The organism is Streptomyces sp. NPDC001920, from assembly GCF_053594495.1.
Genome location: NZ_JBSFEP010000022.1, coordinates 138,198 through 155,307, shown reverse-complemented (window position 1 = coordinate 155,307; position 17,110 = coordinate 138,198). Strand labels below are relative to the sequence as shown.

The 17,110-nt window shown below is 71.0% G+C and carries 19 protein-coding genes and 1 pseudogene; 12 read left to right on the top strand and 8 right to left on the bottom strand.

All coding sequences use genetic code 11. The features are described from left to right. The 8 genes and pseudogenes from ACWCPI_RS31890 to ACWCPI_RS31855 form a co-directional block, all read left to right on the top strand. Window positions 1-361 (top strand): annotated as a pseudogene (locus ACWCPI_RS31890) (hypothetical protein); the annotation flags it as partial. Between the two features lie 140 nt (window positions 362-501). After that, the gene (locus ACWCPI_RS31885) at window positions 502-603 is read left to right on the top strand and encodes a putative leader peptide (RefSeq protein ID WP_451041418.1); all 102 of its coding nucleotides are present in this window, start codon (window positions 502-504) and stop codon (window positions 601-603) included. A 208-nt stretch (window positions 604-811) separates the two neighbouring features. Continuing rightward, a complete protein-coding gene (locus tag ACWCPI_RS31880; RefSeq protein WP_451041417.1) occupies window positions 812-1,918 on the top strand; it encodes an ABC transporter substrate-binding protein in 1,107 nt (368 codons plus the stop codon). A gap of 54 nt (window positions 1,919-1,972) precedes the next feature. Then, window positions 1,973-2,770: an ABC transporter ATP-binding protein gene (locus ACWCPI_RS31875; RefSeq protein ID WP_451041416.1), complete on the top strand. Its 798-nt coding sequence runs from the start codon at window positions 1,973-1,975 to the stop codon at window positions 2,768-2,770. Beyond that, window positions 2,757-3,692: an ABC transporter permease gene (locus ACWCPI_RS31870; protein ID WP_451041415.1), complete on the top strand. Its 936-nt coding sequence runs from the start codon at window positions 2,757-2,759 to the stop codon at window positions 3,690-3,692. Before ACWCPI_RS31875 ends, ACWCPI_RS31870 begins: the two co-directional genes overlap by 14 nt. Window positions 3,693-3,944: 252 nt before the next feature. Then, complete coding sequence (locus ACWCPI_RS31865; RefSeq protein ID WP_451041414.1) at window positions 3,945-5,015, top strand: Rieske 2Fe-2S domain-containing protein; 1,071 nt, start codon at window positions 3,945-3,947, stop codon at window positions 5,013-5,015. Continuing rightward, a complete protein-coding gene (locus tag ACWCPI_RS31860; RefSeq protein ID WP_451041413.1) occupies window positions 5,012-5,191 on the top strand; it encodes a hypothetical protein in 180 nt (59 codons plus the stop codon). Before ACWCPI_RS31865 ends, ACWCPI_RS31860 begins: the two co-directional genes overlap by 4 nt. Further along, entirely contained in the window at window positions 5,188-6,123 is a 936-nt protein-coding gene (locus ACWCPI_RS31855; protein ID WP_451041412.1) for a PDR/VanB family oxidoreductase, read from the top strand. The genes ACWCPI_RS31860 and ACWCPI_RS31855 overlap by 4 nt, the downstream gene beginning before the upstream one ends. Here ACWCPI_RS31855 and ACWCPI_RS31850 read toward each other — a convergent pair. Further along, complete coding sequence (locus tag ACWCPI_RS31850; protein WP_451041411.1) at window positions 6,038-6,889, bottom strand: IclR family transcriptional regulator domain-containing protein; 852 nt, start codon at window positions 6,887-6,889, stop codon at window positions 6,038-6,040. The genes ACWCPI_RS31855 and ACWCPI_RS31850 overlap by 86 nt on opposite strands. Before the next feature lie 189 nt (window positions 6,890-7,078). Between ACWCPI_RS31850 and ACWCPI_RS31845 the strand changes: the two genes are divergently transcribed. From ACWCPI_RS31845 to ACWCPI_RS31830, 4 genes are read left to right on the top strand one after another with little or no spacing between them, the layout of a single operon-like run. Then, complete coding sequence (locus ACWCPI_RS31845; RefSeq protein WP_451041410.1) at window positions 7,079-8,047, top strand: ABC transporter substrate-binding protein; 969 nt, start codon at window positions 7,079-7,081, stop codon at window positions 8,045-8,047. Further along, window positions 8,044-8,817: an ABC transporter permease gene (locus ACWCPI_RS31840; protein ID WP_451041409.1), complete on the top strand. Its 774-nt coding sequence runs from the start codon at window positions 8,044-8,046 to the stop codon at window positions 8,815-8,817. The genes ACWCPI_RS31845 and ACWCPI_RS31840 overlap by 4 nt, the downstream gene beginning before the upstream one ends. Before the next feature lie 8 nt (window positions 8,818-8,825). Beyond that, the gene (locus ACWCPI_RS31835; protein ID WP_451041426.1) at window positions 8,826-9,605 is read left to right on the top strand and encodes an ABC transporter permease; all 780 of its coding nucleotides are present in this window, start codon (window positions 8,826-8,828) and stop codon (window positions 9,603-9,605) included. Window positions 9,606-9,625: 20 nt separating this feature from the next. Further along, window positions 9,626-10,432 (top strand): ABC transporter ATP-binding protein, encoded by an 807-nt coding sequence (locus tag ACWCPI_RS31830; RefSeq protein ID WP_451041408.1) that lies wholly within the window; start codon window positions 9,626-9,628, stop codon window positions 10,430-10,432. A 55-nt stretch (window positions 10,433-10,487) separates the two neighbouring features. Here the strand turns inward: ACWCPI_RS31830 and ACWCPI_RS31825 are convergent, their stop codons facing one another. The 7 genes from ACWCPI_RS31825 to ACWCPI_RS31795 all read right to left on the bottom strand — a co-directional run bounded on the left by ACWCPI_RS31825 (window position 10,488) and on the right by ACWCPI_RS31795 (window position 16,906). Then, window positions 10,488-11,192: a GntR family transcriptional regulator gene (locus tag ACWCPI_RS31825; protein WP_451041407.1), complete on the bottom strand. Its 705-nt coding sequence runs from the start codon at window positions 11,190-11,192 to the stop codon at window positions 10,488-10,490. Window positions 11,193-11,245: 53 nt separating this feature from the next. Beyond that, complete coding sequence (locus ACWCPI_RS31820) at window positions 11,246-12,247, bottom strand: proline racemase family protein (RefSeq protein ID WP_451041406.1); 1,002 nt, start codon at window positions 12,245-12,247, stop codon at window positions 11,246-11,248. Window positions 12,248-12,280: 33 nt separating this feature from the next. Continuing rightward, window positions 12,281-13,183: a dihydrodipicolinate synthase family protein gene (locus tag ACWCPI_RS31815; protein ID WP_451041405.1), complete on the bottom strand. Its 903-nt coding sequence runs from the start codon at window positions 13,181-13,183 to the stop codon at window positions 12,281-12,283. Between the two features lie 79 nt (window positions 13,184-13,262). Next, window positions 13,263-14,678, bottom strand: a complete 1,416-nt coding sequence (locus tag ACWCPI_RS31810) for an FAD-dependent oxidoreductase (RefSeq protein WP_451041404.1) — start codon at window positions 14,676-14,678, stop codon at window positions 13,263-13,265. Beyond that, window positions 14,671-14,973 (bottom strand): (2Fe-2S)-binding protein, encoded by a 303-nt coding sequence (locus tag ACWCPI_RS31805; protein ID WP_451041403.1) that lies wholly within the window; start codon window positions 14,971-14,973, stop codon window positions 14,671-14,673. The genes ACWCPI_RS31810 and ACWCPI_RS31805 overlap by 8 nt, the downstream gene beginning before the upstream one ends. Continuing rightward, complete coding sequence (locus ACWCPI_RS31800) at window positions 14,970-16,121, bottom strand: NAD(P)/FAD-dependent oxidoreductase (protein WP_451041402.1); 1,152 nt, start codon at window positions 16,119-16,121, stop codon at window positions 14,970-14,972. Before ACWCPI_RS31800 ends, ACWCPI_RS31805 begins: the two co-directional genes overlap by 4 nt. Window positions 16,122-16,246: 125 nt before the next feature. After that, window positions 16,247-16,906, bottom strand: a complete 660-nt coding sequence (locus ACWCPI_RS31795) for an MmyB family transcriptional regulator (RefSeq protein ID WP_451041401.1) — start codon at window positions 16,904-16,906, stop codon at window positions 16,247-16,249. Between the last annotated feature and the right edge of the window lie 204 nt (window positions 16,907-17,110).

Sequence of the window (17,110 nt, the reverse complement as noted above, 5' to 3'; positions counted from 1 at the left end):
CAGTACGAGGGCTTCCGCCCGGCACGCCGAGAGCACGCACCATACGCCGCGCGGCCCGCCCTCCGGGCGGACGACGGGACTTTGCGGACACGACCCAGCCGATGACGGGCCACTGAAGGCCGAGGCCATCGCCGACGTCATCCGCGTCGTGGAGGGCCCCCTGGTCTCGGTACGCGGCGTCCGTCCGCCCGAGCTGTCCTCCACCGGCCCCGCCCAGTCACTGCTCCCCCTGTGGATCGCGCTGCGGTCGCATGTGCGCGAGATTCTTGAGGGCGTGTCGCTCGCCGACGTCGCATCGGCCGAACTGCCCACCGGCGTAGCCGCACTGACCGACGCCCCGAAAGCCTGGGTAAACCCCTGACACGCTGGACCGTAGGCCAAAGATCCCAAAAAGTGAGATAGTCCCGTCCATCATATGAACACCCCCTTGGGGTGAACGCCACCTTCTGCCACGATCCCTATCAGCCAGGTAGGAAAACTAGGAATCCGCGGGGGGTGGCCATGCGCATGCGCGACCGCGCCGACCTGTCGCTCCCCCTGCTGACCTCGCGCCGCCACATCGACCTCGGCCGCACGTCCAGCGCCATCTGTCAGCCCGCCTGAGGCCGTCACCCGGCAGCCGTCGACAGAAGATCCTTCGGTCGGCAGCGTCACCCGCGCCCGCCCGTCCCCGCACAGCTCCGCTCCCGGATCCGCGACGGCATTCCCGCCGCCGAGGGCCGGCGAACGAAGCGCAGGCGCATGCCCATGAGCTCTGCGCCCCGCGCTTTCGCATCTCCCTGATCAACCCATTCCCCGAGAGGACACCTCCGTGTCTGCCGCAAGACCGCTCACCACCCTGCGCACCATCGCCGTCGTAGCAGCGCTCCCCCTCCTGCTCACCGCATGCGGCTACGGATCCGACGCCACCGACGACGACAAGCAGACCGAGGTCGCGGCGGACGCCAAGAAGCTCTCCGCCGACGAGGTGAAGATCGGCTATTTCCCCAACCTCACCCACGCCACGGCCCTCGTGGGCGTCCAGGAGGGCCTGTTCCAGAAGGAGCTCGGCGGCACCAGGATCAAGGCCTCGACCTTCAACGCCGGGCCCTCCGAGATCGAGGCGCTGAACGCCCGGTCCATCGACATCGGCTGGATCGGCCCCTCTCCCGCCATCAACGGCTACACCAAGTCGGGCGGCAAGAACCTGCGCATCATCAGCGGTTCCGCCTCCGGTGGCGTGAAGCTCGTGGTCAACCCGAAGAAGATCAAGTCCCTGGACGACGTCAAGGGCAAGAAGATCGCCACGCCGCAGCTCGGCAACACCCAGGACGTCGCGTTCCTCAACTGGATCGCGGAGAAGGGCTGGAAGGTCGACGCGGAGAGCGGCAAGGGCGACGTCTCCGTCGTCCGCACGGACAACAAGATCACCCCGGACGCCTACAAGTCCGGTTCCATCGACGGAGCCTGGGTGCCGGAGCCGACCGCTTCCAAGCTGGTCTCCGAGGGCGCGAAGGTGATCCTCGACGAAGCCGACCTGTGGCCCGACAAGAAGTTCGTGATCACGAACATCATCGTGCGTCAGGACTTCCTCAAGGATCACCCGGACGTCGTCGAGGCCGTGCTGCGCGGCTCGGTGAAGACCAACGAGTGGATCAACGCCAACCCGGACAAAGCCAAGGCGTCAGCCAACGCGGCACTGAAGGAAGAGTCCGGCAAGGCCCTGCCCGCAGAGGTCATCGACCCGGCCTGGAAGTCCATCACCTTCCTCGACGACCCGCTGGCCGCCACCCTCAACACCCAGGCCGAGCACGCGGTCAAGGCCGGTCTGCTGGAGCAGCCCAGCCTGAAGGGCATCTACGACCTCGCCCCGCTCAACAAGGTCCTCAAGGCCGAGGGCGTTGACCTGGTCGACGACGCCGGTCTCGGCGCCGAGTAGCCGAACAGCCGACAAGCGACAACCGCCCCGATGGGTACCCAGGAGGTGACGACCATGGCCACCACGGTCGCCAAGGCTGTCCCGGACGCCACGGCGGTGACCCACGCCGCCCGTATCGAGCACGTCTCGAAGTCCTTCCCCGCGCCGGGCACGCCCGGCGGGCAGCAGCTCGTGCTGGACGACATCACGCTCGATGTCGCACCGGGCGAGTTCGTCACCCTCCTGGGTGCCTCCGGTTGCGGCAAGTCCACCCTGCTCAACCTGGTCGCCGGGCTCGACCGGCCCTCCGCCGGCTCGATCGACACGGACGGCCGGCCCGCCCTGATGTTCCAGGAACACGCCCTGTTCCCGTGGCTGACCGCGGGCAAGAACATCGAACTCGCGCTGAAGCTGCGCGGGGTCGCGGGGCCGGAGCGCCGCGCCGAGGCGGAACGGCTGTTGGACCTCGTACGGCTGCAGGGCGCGCACGGCAAGCGGGTGCACGAACTGTCGGGCGGTATGCGCCAGCGCGTCGCACTGGCCCGCGCGCTGGCCCAGGACAGCCGACTGCTGCTGATGGACGAGCCGTTCGCCGCGCTGGACGCCATCACCCGTGACGTCCTGCACGACGAGCTGACCCGCATCTGGCGCGAGACGGGAGTGTCGGTGCTGTTCGTGACGCACAACGTGCGCGAGGCGGTGAAGCTGGCGCAGCGCGTGGTGCTGCTGTCCTCGCGGCCGGGCCGGATCGCCCGGGAATGGACCGTCGGCATCCCGCAGCCGCGCCGCATCGAGGACAGCGCGGTCGCCGAGTTGTCCGTCGAAATCACCGAAGAACTGCGCAGGGAGATCCGCCGCCATGGCCAGCACTGACACCGGCACCGACGCCAACAAGGCCGGCTCATCGGCAGCCGGGGAGCCCCAGGAAGTGCAGGACACGCAAGATCTGGCGGGGCTGGAGGCCGGACTCGACGCACTGGAATCGGTACAGGCCGACCGTACACCGCTGCGCGAGACGCTGATACGCAAAGCACTGCCGCCCATCACCGCCGTCGCACTGGTGCTGGTGGTCTGGCAGCTGCTGGTGTGGGCCGAGGTCGCCCCCGACTACAAGCTGCCGTCGCCGTCCGCGGTGTGGGACGAGGTGACCGACGCCTGGCGGCAGGGCACGCTCCTCGACTACATCTGGACGTCGGTCTCGCGCGGCCTGCTCGGATTCCTGATGGCACTCGCCATCGGTACGCCGCTCGGTCTGCTGGTCGCCCGGGTGAAGTTCGTCAGGGCGGCCGTCGGCCCCATCCTGTCCGGTCTGCAGTCGCTGCCGTCGGTGGCCTGGGTGCCGCCCGCCGTGCTCTGGCTGGGTCTGAACAACTCGATGATGTACGCCGTGATCCTGCTCGGCGCGGTCCCCTCCATCGCCAACGGTCTCGTCGCGGGCATCGACCAGATCCCCCCGCTCTTCCTGCGCGCCGGACGCACCCTGGGCGCGACCGGCCTGCGCGGCGCCTGGCACATCGTGATGCCGGGCGCGCTCCCCGGCTATCTCGCCGGCCTGAAGCAGGGCTGGGCGTTCTCGTGGCGCTCGCTGATGGCGGCCGAGATCATCGCCTCCTCGCCCGATCTGGGCGTCGGACTCGGCCAGTTGCTGGAGAACGGGCGCAACAACGCCAGCATCTCGCAGGTGTTCCTGGCCATCTTCCTCATCCTGCTCGTCGGCATCGCCATCGACCTGCTGATCTTCAGCCCGTTGGAGCGGCGGGTGCTGCGCGGCCGGGGCCTGCTGGTCACCCGCTGATCGAACGGATCCGCCCAAGGGCCGGCAAGAACCCGTCAACGGCCACCTCTCTGGAGCCATCCGCCCAGCGGAGTCACTCCGCAGCCGCTTCAAGTGATGTGCAAGGCCCGTGGCAAGGCCCTGACCAGCTCTTCCGCAGAGACGCTTCCGCCTGACGGAAGCCGCCTTGCGCGGCAACCGCAGCCGTCAGGAACCTGTTCCCAACCACGGCTCGCGGGGCGAGGACGCCCCGCCGACAGGGATGGGAAGCCCATGCCTCACATGACCGCCTTCGCCAGGAACCAGTGGTACGTCGCCGCATACAGCCATGAGGTCGGGCGCGAGTTGCTCGGGCGGACGATCCTCGGTGAGACGCTCGTGCTCTACCGCACGCAGGAGGAGGGGGCGCCGGTCGTCCTGCACGACCGCTGTGTGCACCGGCGCTATCCGCTGTCCGAGGCCCCGACCCGGCTCGACGGGGACCGGATCGTGTGTGGGTACCACGGGTTCACGTACGACACGACGGGTACGTGCGTGTACGTGCCGGGGCAGAAGCGCGTCCCGCGGACGGCGCGCGTGGCCTCCTACCCCGTCGTCGAGCAGGACTCGTTGATCTGGGTGTGGATCGGTGACCCGGCACTCGCCGACCCGGGGAGCATCCCGCGGGCCAGGCACCTCGACTCCCCCGGCTGGGTCACCGTGCGCGGCATGGAGCCCATCGACTGCGACTACGGCCTGCTCGTCGACAACCTCCTCGACCTCTCGCACGAGACCTATCTGCACGGCGGCTACATCGGCACCCCCGAGGTCGCCGAGACGCCGATCACCACCGAGGTCGACGAGGGCGCCGGCATCGTACGGGTGAGCCGGCACATGGACGACGCGGAGTGCCCGCCGTTCTACGCCAGGTCGACCGGCATCCAGGGCCGGATCACGCGCTGGCAGGACATCGAGTACCACGCGCCGTGCCTGTATCTGCTGCACAGCAGGGTCGCCCCGGTCGGTGTGCTGCCGGAGGCGGACGGCAGTGACCCGAACGGCTTCCACACCGAGGTCACGTACGCCATCACCCCGTCCGGCGACGGCAAGGTGTACGACTTCTGGGCTGTCTCGCGTGACTGGGCGACGGACGACGACGAGGTCACCGAGTTCCTGCGCGGCAACAACCACACCGTCGTGATGCAGGACGTCACCGCGCTCAACCTGCTGCAGAAGACCCTCGGCACCGAACGGCACGGCTACCAGGAGCTGAGCATCAACATCGACACCGGCGGCCTGGCCGCCCGCCGTATCCTCGCCCGGCTGGTCGAGGAGGGCGAGAAGCCGATGGAGAAGGTCCAGTGACGAGCCCGACCGGAGAGATCTATCGCATCGACTGGCTGCCGGGCACCGACGTTCTGCACGGCACCTGCCACTGCGGCCGCGAGCACACCGCGCAGGACCCGGTGGAGATGTGGGAGTGGATGCTCGCCCATCCCCAGGGGCACATTCCGGACGAGCCGCGAGGAACCAGCTCATGACCGCGTACGAAGCCGAACTCGTCGTCGAGAGCCGGGAGTTCGTCGCCGACGGGGTGCTCGCCCTCACCCTGCGCCACCCGCTGGGCGAGCCGCTCCCGGCCTGGGAGCCCGGCGCCCACATCGACGTCGTCCTCGGGCCCGATCTCGAGCGGCAGTACTCGCTGTGCGGCGATCCGGCGGACCGGACGCGGTGGCGGATCGCCGTCCTGCGGGAGCCGGACGGGCGGGGCGGTTCCGCCCATGTGCACGAGCAGGTGGGACAGGGCGACAAGGTCCGGGTGCGCGGTCCGCGCAATCACTTCCGGCTGGAGCCCTCGCGCCGCTATCGGTTCATCGCGGGCGGCATCGGCATCACCCCGATCCTGCCCATGCTGGCCGCGGCCGAGGCGGCGGGCGCCGAGTGGACGCTGCTGTACGGCGGGCGTACGCGTCGATCGATGGCGTTCGCCGAGGAGCTGGCGCGGCACGGGGAGCGGGTCACCATCGCCCCGCAGGACGAGACCGGGCTGCTGGACCTGGCGTCGATGCTCGATGAGGTGCCCGACGGCACGCTCGTCTACTGCTGTGGTCCCGGGCCGCTGCTCGACGCGGTCGAGGAGCGGTGCCCGCCCGGGGTGCTGCACGTGGAGCGGTTCCAGCCGAAGGAGCAACCGGGCCGCGAGGACGGGGAGTTCGAGGTGGAGCTGGCCCGGAGCGGGCTCACGCTCACCGTCGCGCCGGGTGAATCCGTGCTGGACTCGGTGCGGGCGGCCGGCGTCGAGGTGCTCTACTCCTGCACCGAAGGCACCTGCGGGACCTGTGAGACCGACGTCCTGGACGGCACCCCGGAGCACCGGGACTCCGTGCTCACGGCCGAGGAGCAGCAGAGCGGCGAGACGATGATGATCTGTGTGTCCCGGTGCCGGGGGAAGCGGCTGGTGCTGGATTTGTGATCCGCAGGTCGGCCTCGATGCGGGCGACCGTCGCCAGCAGGTGCGGGAGCAGGTCGCGGCGCACGGAGTCGACGGAGTTGCGGCCGGCGTGCACGGCGATGTTGACCGCCGCTATCACCTCGCCGTCCCGGTCCCGCACCGGGACGGCGACCGACCTCAGCCCCTCCTCCAACTCCTGGTCGACCAGGGCGTATCCCTGCCGGCGGACGCGACCGAGCTCCGCGCGCAGCACCTCCGGTGAGGTGATGGTGCGTGCGGTCAGCGGCTTCGACTCGGCCTGTGCCAGCCGGGGTCGAACGTCCTCCTCCGGCAGGTGGGCGAGGATCACCCGGCCCACCGAGGTGACGTACGCCGGGAACCGGGTGCCGACCGTGATGGACGCCGTCATGATGCGCCGGGTCGGGACGCGGGCGACGTACACGATGTCGTCGCCGTCCAGGACGCACAGCGAGGACGACTCCCGTACCTGCGCGACGAGTTGCTCCAGATGGGGTTCGGCGATCTGCGGCAGGGTGTAGCTGGAGAGGTAGGAGTAGCCGAGCTCCAGCACGCGCGGGGTGAGGCGGAAGTGGCGGCCGTCGGTGTGGACGTAGCCGAGGTCGGCGAGGGTGAGCAGGAAGCGGCGGGCGGCGGCACGGGTCAGCTCGCAGGCGCGCGCGACCTCGCTGAGCGTCAGGGCCGGGTGCTCTGCGTCGAAGGCGCGGATCACGGCGAGGCCGCGTTCGAAGGACCGGACGAAATGAGGTGCGCGGGCTTCAGCGGACATCCTGGCCTCCGGCGTGCCGTACGACCGTACGCTCTGCGCACGCACGCTAGGAGTGCGGATCTCGTGATGTCAACAGCCCTTGTGCACAAGGGCATTGACCCTCAGCCCGGCAACCCTCTAGTTTCGCGCTGAGCACTTGTGTGCGGTCTGCGCACGGCCCGTCGAAATGCTGTCCCACTAGGGGGAGTCATGCGTCGTCTGCTCATCTGCCTCGCGGCCGGCACCCTGTTCACCGCCGCGACGGCCTGCGGTTCCGAATCTTCCGGGTCGGCCGGCGGGGACAAGGGATCCGGTGGTACCACCACGCTCAAGGTCGGAGTCATTCCCATCCTGGACGTGGCTCCCGTCTATCTGGGTCAGAAGAAGGGCTTCTACGCCGAGCGCGGCATCAAGCTGGAGCTGACACCCGCGCAGGGCGGGGCGGCGATCCTGCCCGGTGTCGTCTCCGGCCAGTTCCAGTTCGGCTTCAGCAACACGACGTCCCTGCTGGTGGCCGCCTCCAAGAACATGCCCGTCAAGGTCGTGGCGAACGGCGTCGCCTCCACCGCCGAGGAGGGTGCCGATTTCATGGGCACCACGGTGAAGAAGGGCAGCGCGATCAAGTCCCCCAGGCAACTGGAGGGCAAGAAGGTCGCGGTCAACACGCTCAACAACATCTGCGACACCGCGGTCAGGGAGTCGGTCCGCAAGGACGGCGGCGACCCGTCGAAGCTGACGTTCGTCGAGATGCCCTTCGACCAGATGCCCGCCGCGCTCGACAACGACCAGGTCGACGCGGCCTGCACGCCGGAACCCGCGCTCGCCACCGTCAAGGCCCAGGGCGGCACGTCCATCGCGTCGAGCTTCTACGACGTGGACCCTAACCTCACCGTGGCCATGTACCTCACCTCCCAGCAGTACGCCCAGGAGAACCCGGAGCTGGTGAAGAAGTTCCAGGAGGCGACCGCCGAGTCCCTCGAGTACGCCGACAGCCACCCGGACGAGGTCCGCCAGATCCTCACCACGTACACGAAGATCCCGCCGGACCTGCTGGGCGAACTGACCCTGCCGCACTTCCCCGCCGAGCCGGACCGCGCCTCCATCGAGAGGCTGGCCGAACTGGCCGAGGACGACGGCCTGTTCGAGGAGACCGTCGACCTGGACAAGCTGCTGCCGTGAGGGCGGCCAACGCCCTGCTGGGCGCGGCCGGGCTCGCGGGGTTCCTCGCGCTGTGCGAGGCGGTCCCGCGGCTCGGCATCGTCTCCGAGGACTACTTCCCGCCTGTCAGCCGCATCACCGACGCGCTCCTGACCGAACTCGGTGACCATGCCTTCTGGACGGCGCTCGGGGACACGCTCACCGGCTGGGCGGTGGGCCTGGCCATCGCGGTGACGGCCGGGGTCCTCGCCGGAGTCGTGATCGCGGTCGTGCCCCACCTGCGGGAGGCGACCGCGTCCACGATCGAGTTCCTCCGCCCGATCCCCTCGGTCGCCCTGATCCCGCTCGCGGTCCTGCTGTACGGCACGGAACTGCGGTCGGTGCTCCTGCTGGTGGTGTACGCGTCGTTCTGGCAGGTGCTGATCCAGACGCTGTACGGCATCCAGGACGTCGACCCGGTCGCCGAGGAGACGGCCCGCTCCTACGGCCTCGGCACCTGGGCGCGGGTCCGCCACGTCCTGTGGCCCACGGCCCTGCCGTACGTCATGACGGGCGTCCGCCTGGCCGCCGCGGTCGCCCTGATCCTGGCGGTGACAGCCGAACTCGTCCTCGGGGCCCCGGGCCTGGGCCGGCGCATCGCCGTCGCCCAGACCTCGCAGGCCGTACCGGAGATGTACGCCCTGGTGGTGGTCACCGGTCTGCTCGGACTGGTGATCAACGTGGGCGCGCGGACGGTGGAGCGCCGGGCGCTGGCCTGGCACCAGTCGGTACGCGGGGAGGTGGCGGTGTGAACGGCGGTGTGAAACGCCTGGTCCTGCGGCTCTTCTTCGTCGTCGCGCTGCCCGCCCTGCTGGTGGCCGCCTGGTGGTTCGCCTCCGCCGGCAGCACCGACGTGTACTGGCCTCCCCTGCGGACCATCCTGGAAGCCTTCCCTGAGGTGTGGACCGCGCGGCGCCTGCGCGACGACGTCCTGCCCAGCGTGCTGCGGCTGACCGGCGGTTACGCACTGGCGGCCGTCGTGGGCGTGGCGCTCGGCACCGTCATCGGGTCCTACCGGCGGGTGCGGGCGGTGTGCGAGCCGGTCCTGGAGTTCCTGCGGGCGGTCCCGCCGCCGGTGCTGGTGCCGGTCGTCACGCTGTTCGCGGGCATCGGGGACATGAGCAAGATCGTTGTGATCGCGAGCGGCTGCGTCTGGCCGGTCATGCTGAACACGGCCGAGGGCGTGCGCGCGGTGGACCCGGTCATGTCGGAGACAGCCCGCTCGTACGGCGTCACGGGCGCCGCACGGCTGCGCCACGTGGTGCTGCGGTCGGCGAGCCCGCAGATCTTCGCGGGGCTGCGGCAGGCCCTGTCCATCGGCATCATCCTCATGGTGATCAGCGAGATGTTCACGGCGCAGAACGGGCTCGGTTTCACCATCGTCCAGTTCCAGCGCGGGTTCGCGATCCCCGACATGTGGACCGGCATCCTGGTCCTCGGTCTGCTCGGCTTCCTGTTGTCGGTCCTCTTCCAGCTGGTCGAGCGACGGGTGCTCGGCTGGTACCACGGTCTGCGAGCCTCGTCCCGGCGGTCCCCGTGACGCTCACGAAAGGGCGGTCCATGCTCGACGTACGCGGTCTGCGGAAGGTCTACGAGGGGTCGGGGCGGCGCGTGGAGGCGGTCCGCGACCTCACCTTCACCGCCGACGCGGGGGAACTGGTCTGCCTCGTGGGCCCGTCGGGCTGCGGCAAGACGACCCTGCTGAAGTGCGTGGGCGGGCTGCTGGCACCGACGGCGGGTGAGGTGCGACTGGCCGGGCAGAAGGTCAGTGGTCCGCCGCCCGGCATGGCGTTCGTCTTCCAGGAGTACGGGCGCAGCCTCTTTTCGTGGATGCGGGTCGGCGAGAACGTCGAACTGCCGCTCAGGCAGAAGGACCTGAGCAGGGCCCGCCGCCGGGAGCTGGTCACCGACGCGCTGACGTCGGTCGGACTCGCGGACGCCGCCGGGGCGTACCCCTGGCAGCTGTCCGGCGGGATGCAGCAGCGGGTCGCGATCGCCCGCGCCCTGGCCTACGAGCCCCAGGTCCTTCTGATGGACGAGCCGTTCGCGGCCGTGGACGCCCAGACACGGGCCGATCTGGAGGACCTCGTACGGGGGCTGTGGCGGGAACGCGGTATCACGATCCTGTTCGTCACCCACGACATCGACGAGGCCGTGTACCTCGGTCAGCGGGTGATCGTGCTCTCCGCGTCGCCGACCGTCGTGCGGGAGCAGCTGAAGGTCGATCTGCCCGACGACCGGGACCAGTTGACCACGCGTGTGTCCCCGCGCTTCGCCGAGCTGCGGACCCGTGTGTACGAGCAGATCCGGTCGGCGAAGCTCGGGGCGACGGCCGTCGCCGAGACGGACACCCCTCCGCGTCCCTGACCGACCGCGTGGGGCCGGGCCGCGTCCCGCGGTGTACGGCGCGAGACGGGCCCCGTCAGTGCTCTTCGCGTGCGGCCCACAGCCCCCGGACGTGCCCGAGGTGCCGGGTCATGACCTCCCGTACGGCCCTCTCGTCGCGTGCGATCAGCGCGTCGAGGAGTTCGAGGTGCTCCTCGGCGGACGCCAGCAGGCGGCCCGCCCGGACGAGCGCGGTGAGCCCGTAGAGCCGGGAACGCCCCCGCAGGTCGCCGACGACCTCGACGAGATGGGCGTTGCCTGCGAGGGCGAGCAAGCCGAGGTGGAAGCGGGTGTCGGCCTCGACGTAGGCGATGAGGTCGGCGGAGACGGCGGCCTGCACGATCTCCCGGGCGGCGGGGCGCAGTGCCTCCAGGGAGACCTTGTCAGCGGTCCTGGCCAGCTCCACCACCGTGGGGATCTCGATGAGCGCGCGGATGTGCGTGTACTCGTCGAGTTGCTTCTCGGATACCTCGGTGACCCGGAAGCCCTTGTTGGGAACGGTGTCGACCAGCCCCTCCTTGACCAGGTCGAGCATGGCCTCGCGCACCGGCGTCGCCGAGACGCCGAAGCGGGCGGCGAGCGTCGGTGCCGAGTACACCTCGCCGGGGAGGAGTTCACCGGCGATCAGCGCGGCCCGCAGGGCGTCGGCGACCCGCTCCCGGTAGCTGCTCTTCTTGCCGCCCAGAGCAGGCAGCGCCGGGGCTGCTGCGGTGGACGGGGCGCCGGTGCGCTGGACGGCCATGGGTCTCCTAGCTGTGCAATGTCACGCGGTACGCGCCTCATTATCCTCGACGCTCACAGCACGAACCCGGCCGGGAACGGATCGGTCGGGTCGAGCAGGTACTGCGCCGTGCCGGTGATCCAGGCGCGACCGGTGAAGCTCGGCAGGACGGCCGGGCGGCCCGCCACCTCGGTGGTGCCCAGGAGGCGGCCGGTGAACCGGGTGCCGATGAAGGACTCGTTCACGAACTCGGTGTGCAGGGGGAGTTCGCCGCGCGCGTGCAGCTGGGCCATGCGCGCGCTGGTGCCCGTGCCGCAGGGTGAGCGGTCGAACCAGCCGGGGTGGATCGCCATGGCGTGCCGGGAGAGCCGGGCGGTGGAGCCGGGGGCGATCAGGTGGACGTGGTGACATCCGCGGATGGACGCGTCCTCGGGGTGGACGGGTTCGTCCTCGGCGTTGATCGCCGCCATGAGGGAGAGACCGGCCCGGAGGATGTCGTCCTTGCGGGAGCGGTCGAACGGCACTCCGAACTGGTCCAGCGGCAGGATGGCGTAGAAGTTGCCGCCGTACGCCAGGTCGTATGTCACCGTGCGTCCGTCGGCCAGTGTGATCTTGCGGTCGAGGGCGACGGAGAAGGACGGCACGTTCTGGAGGGTGACCGCCTTGGCGGCGCCGTCCTCCACCGCCACCTCGGCCACGACGAGGCCCGCCGGGGTGTCGAGCCGGATCGTGGTGACGGGCTCGACTACCTCGACCATGCCGGTCTCGACGAGCACCGTCGCCACGCCGATGGTGCCGTGCCCGCACATCGGCAGATAGCCGGAGACCTCGATGTAGATGACGCCCCAGTCGCAGTCGGGACGGGTGGGCGGCTGAAGGATGGCACCGCTCATCGCCGAGTGGCCGCGCGGTTCGTTCATCAGGAGTTGCTTGATGTCGTCGCGGTGCTCACGGAAGTACAGGCGCCGCTCGTTCATGGTGGCGCCGGGGATCGTGCCGATGCCGCCGGTGACGACACGGGTGGGCATGCCCTCGGTGTGCGAGTCGACGGCGTGCAGGACGAGTGTGCTGCGCACGGTCCAGCCTCCTTTGCGGTGACGTGAGTACGGTTACGCGAGCCCCGCGGCGACGGCCTTCTCGGTGGCGGCCCGGACCGCCGCCTCCTGCTCGGGCAGCAGCGCAACGCGCGGCGGGCGGACCGGTCCGCCGTGTCGGCCGACGATGTCCATGGACAGCTTGATGGCCTGCACGAACTCCACCTTGGAGTCCCAGCGCAGCAGCGGGTGCAGTTGCTCGTACAGCTTCCGGGCCGTGCCGAGGTCGCCGCGGACGGCCGCGCGGTACAGCTCGACGCAGGATTTCGGCAGCGCGTTGGGGTAGCCGGCCACCCAGCCCTTCGCACCGGCGATCGCGAGCTCCAGCAGTACGTCGTCGGCGCCGATCAGCAGATCGAGTCCCGGGGCGAGTTCGGCGAGCTGGTAGGCGCGGCGGACGTCGCCGGAGAACTCCTTCACCGCGTGGATGTGTCCCTCGCCGTGCAGCTTGGCCAGCAGCTCCGGCACGAGGTCGACCTTGGTGTCGATGGGGTTGTTGTACGCCACGATGGGCACGCCCGCCTCGGCGACCTCGGCGTAGTGCGACAGCACCGAGCGCTCGTCGGCGCGGTAGGCGTTGGGTGGCAGCAGCATCACGGACGCGCATCCGGCGTCGCGTGCCTGCTCGGCCCAGCGGCGGGACTCGGCGGAGCCGTAGGCGGCCACGCCTGGCATCACGCGCGCACCGCCGACGGCGGCGACGGCCGTCTCGACGACCTTGGCGCGCTCCTCGGGGGTGAGGACCTGGTACTCGCCGAGCGAGCCGTTCGGGACGACGCCGTCGCAGCCGTTCTCGACCAGCCAGGCGCAGTGCTCGGCGAACTTGCCGTGGTCGACGGAGAGATCGTCGTTCAGCGGGAGGGCGGTGGCGACGAGCACACCGCGCCAGGGGCGGTGTTCGAGGTCGGTGTCCGGCATGAGGATCCCCTCTCAATAGGGTGTGACATTTTACTGATGGTTACAGCGGTGGGCAGGATGTCCGTGCGGCCGGTCCGGCTCAGTCGCTCTCGGTCTCGCCGGCACGGGCCAGCACCCCGAGCGGCACGGGCCGGGCGAACGGCCGCCGGGACGGGGTGGCTTCACATCCGGCGAGGCCGGCGACCGCGGGCCCGCACACCCGGCCCTGGCACCAGCCCATCCCGGCCCGTGTCAGCAGCTTCACGGTGCGCGGATCACCGGCTCCGAGTTCCGCGACGGCCTCCCGGATCGCACCCCCGGTGACCTCCTCGCAGCGGCAGACGACGGTGTCGTCGGTGACCTGTTCGGCCCAGTGCGCCGGCGGCGCGTACACGGAGTCGAGCGCGGCGGAGAACGCCCGTAGCCGGTCCCGGGCCCTGGCGGCCGCCGCCCATGCGCGCGGGTCGGGCTCGGTCCCGCGCAGGCGCGCCGCGGCCGAGCGCCCGGCGATGCGGCCCTCGGCGAGCGCGAGGGCACAGCCGCCGACACCCGTGGTCTCGCCGGCGGCCCAGACGCCGGGGACGTCGGTGCGCTGCTCGTCGTCCACGCGCACGTCGTGGCCGTCGAGCCGGCAGCCCAGCGTCTCGGCGAGATCGGTGTGCGGGAGCATGCCGTGGCCGACGGCGAGGGTGTCGCAGGGGATACGGCGTCCGGTGCCGGGCCTGACCCGGCCGTCGCCGTCGAGCGCGGCGACGGTGACCGCCTCGATCCGGCCGGTGCCGTGCGCCTGGACGATCGTGTGCCGGGCCAGGAGCCGTACCCGGTGGCGCAGCAGCCGTGCCGCGTACCCGGCGCCTTCGACGACCTTGCCCGGCTGCGTCGCCAGCGCGCGGGACCGCCGTGCGAAGGCCCTGGGGCCGGCGGACTCGACGAGAGCGGCCACCTCGACGCCGGCCGCGGCGAGGCCGGTCGCCACGGGGAGGAGAAGCGGGCCGGTCCCGGCGACCACGGCGGTGCGGCCGGGGACCGCGAGCGTGCCCTTGAGCATGGCCTGGGCGCCTCCCGCGGTGACCACACCGGGGAGGGTCCAGCCGGGGAACGGCAGCACCTTCTCGTATCCGCCCGTCGCCAGGAGCACGGCGTCGGCGTGCACTTCGAACGGGTCCTCCTGCTCGGGGCCGAGGAGCGCGTGCACGGTGAAACCGTCGGTGCGCCGCTGCACGCACCACACGTGATGCTCCGTCAAGTGCCTGACGCCGCCCGCCCGGACGTGGGCGTGCAGCGCTTCGGTGAGCCGCTTCCAGGCGCGCCACTGGTGGTGCAGGGCCTGGGGGCGGCGGGCGCGCAGTTCGGCGGCGGGCTGCCGGTAGAACTGCCCGCCGGCCTGCGGGGCCGAGTCCAGGAGCGTGACCCGTACGCCCTGCGCGGCGGCCGCGACGCTCGCCGCGAGGCCGGCCGGTCCGGCGCCGATCACCGCCAGGTGCGGGCGGGCCTCCCGTCGATCCGCGTCAGTCATCGTGGCCCGTCCCCTCCTGGGTGCGGATGGCGTCGCCCGGCCGCAGGGGCGCCAGGCAGGCCCGCTGGTTAGGCCGGCCGTTGACCGTCACGAGACAGTCGAAGCAGACGCCGATGCCGCAGAAGACACCGCGCGGACGGCCCTCGCCCCGGGTGCGGCGCCACGACGTCACTCCGGCCGCCCAGAGCGCGGCGGCGACGGTCTGGCCGGGCAGGGCCTCGATCTCACGGCCGTCCAGGGTGACGGTGAACGCGGGGCCGGGACGGGCGTCGGCCAGTTCCACGGGGGATCTCACGCGGCCTCCTCGGCGAAGCGGTCGGGGCGGAACGGCGCCAGGTCCAGGTCGGGCCTGGCGGCGGTGAGGGCTTGGGCGATCAAGTGGCCGGTGCCGGTGGCGAGCCCGATGCCCGCGCCCTCGTGACCGCAGGCGTGGTACAGCCCGGGGACGCGGGGGTCCGGTCCGACAGCGGGGAGGTGGTCGGGCAGGTACGGGCGGAAGCCCAGGTAGGAGCGCATGGCCCGCACTCGCTCCAGGAACGGGAACAGCCGCGTTGCGCCGGCCGCCAGGGCCCGTACGACCGGTAGGGAGAACGTCCGGTCGAACCCGACCCGCTCGCGGCTGGCCCCGATCAGGATCGGCCCCGCGGCGGTGTCCTCCACGACGGGTGAGGTCTGCAACGCGGCCGAGTCGCTGGCGACGTCGGCCACGTAGTCGGCGGCGTACACCTTGTGCCGGACCTTGCGCGGGAGGGGCTCGGTGACGAGGACGAAGCCGCGCCGAGGCAGGACGGGCAACGGGGCGCCCGCGAGTGCGGCGACCTCGCCGCCCCAGGTGCCGGCCGCGTTGACGACCGCAGACGCGTGAAGGTCGCCCCGGTCGGTGCGGACCCCGCGTACGGTGCCGTCCGGGGCGCGCAGGACTCCGGTGACCGTGTGGCCGGTGAGCAGGCGGGCGCCGCAGGCGCGGACCAGGTGGGCGGCGGCCAGGGCGGGCATGACCTGGGCGTCCTGCGGATAGTGGACGGCGCCGGGCAGGCCCGGGGCGAGGTGGGGTTCGAGATCGTACAGCGCGTCGTCCGCGACCGGTTCGGCGACCACCCCCGCGGCACGCTGCCGTTCGGCGAACCGCTGCAGTGCCGCGAGCCCGCCGGTTGAGGAGGCCACGACCAGTCCCCCCTTGGCCTCGTACTCGACGGCCTCCCCGAACTCCCGTGCCAGTTCGTCCCAGAGGCGGCCGGACAGCAGCGCCAGGTCCAGCTCCGGGCCCGGCTCCTTGTCGGAGACGAGGAGGTTGCCCTCTCCGGCACCGGTCGTGCCGCCGGCCACCGGGCCACGGTCGACGACGATCACGTCGAGCCCCGCCCGGGCCGCGTACAGGGCGCAGGCCGCACCCACCATTCCGGCTCCGACGACCACGACATCGCAGGTCAGTGGCTTGCTCACGGCAGTACTATGTCACATATCCCTGTTGCTGGGAATGGGGTGGCGCCGGAGGGACGACGGTGGTGCGCGCGCATGCCGACGGGGCGCCGTCGGCGACCTGAACGCCGACGGTGCCCCGACCAGCCTCAGGGAGTGGGCACGACGCGCAGATGGGCCGCGGTGCGGCGGCGGAGCCCACGGGACCTGGGCCGGTCGCGGCGCACCTCGCGCAGCACCAGCGTCAGCCGGGTGTACCCCAGTTCCTGAAGGGTTCTCGGCGTCTCGTCCACGACGCGGCACTCGGTCGCGCCCCAACGGGGGTCGGGATGCAGCAGGGGACGTACCGCGCCGTCGTGGGCCACCGCCCGCTCGCCGACCGCGCGGACCCAGTGCGGCAGGCCCTGCCGGTAGGCGGCTTCCATGATCGGATCCTGGGCGATCTCGCGGCGGATGGCCTGCAGTCCGTGGTCATGGCCGCGCCCCTCCACGGCCGCCGCGAAGTGCGCCAGCGTCGGCAGGCACCAGCTGGACTCGTGGTCACCGAGAACCGTGCTCGCATCCGGGTGGAAGAGGACGAACCGGAGGAAGTTGTCATCGGGCATGGCCGTCGGATGCGGGCCCACGCCGCTGAAAAGTGACGCGAAAGCGGTGTTCGCCAGAACGACGTCCCAGCGGTGATCGAGAACGACGGACGGGAACGGCACGGCCTCCAGAAGAGTGGTGTAGTCCTGCAGATACTCCTGGGCCTCGCGCCCCTCGGGGACGGGCCGCGGAACGGACCGCTGCCCACCTGCCTGATATGCCATCGGGAGGTCACCCCTCTTGCCTATGCGGCCTTCTCGCGGCGCCCCGATCCTGCTGCCCCCGCCGGAGCCATGTCAACTATCGTGGCATTCCATGCCTGTTGACGGCTGAAATTGGCCACAGTTGTGGCGAGACCTGGATGTGAGTTCGAACTAGCGGGTAATCTCCACCGAGTTCACGGCAACCGCTTGTGAGAAGCCTGTGAG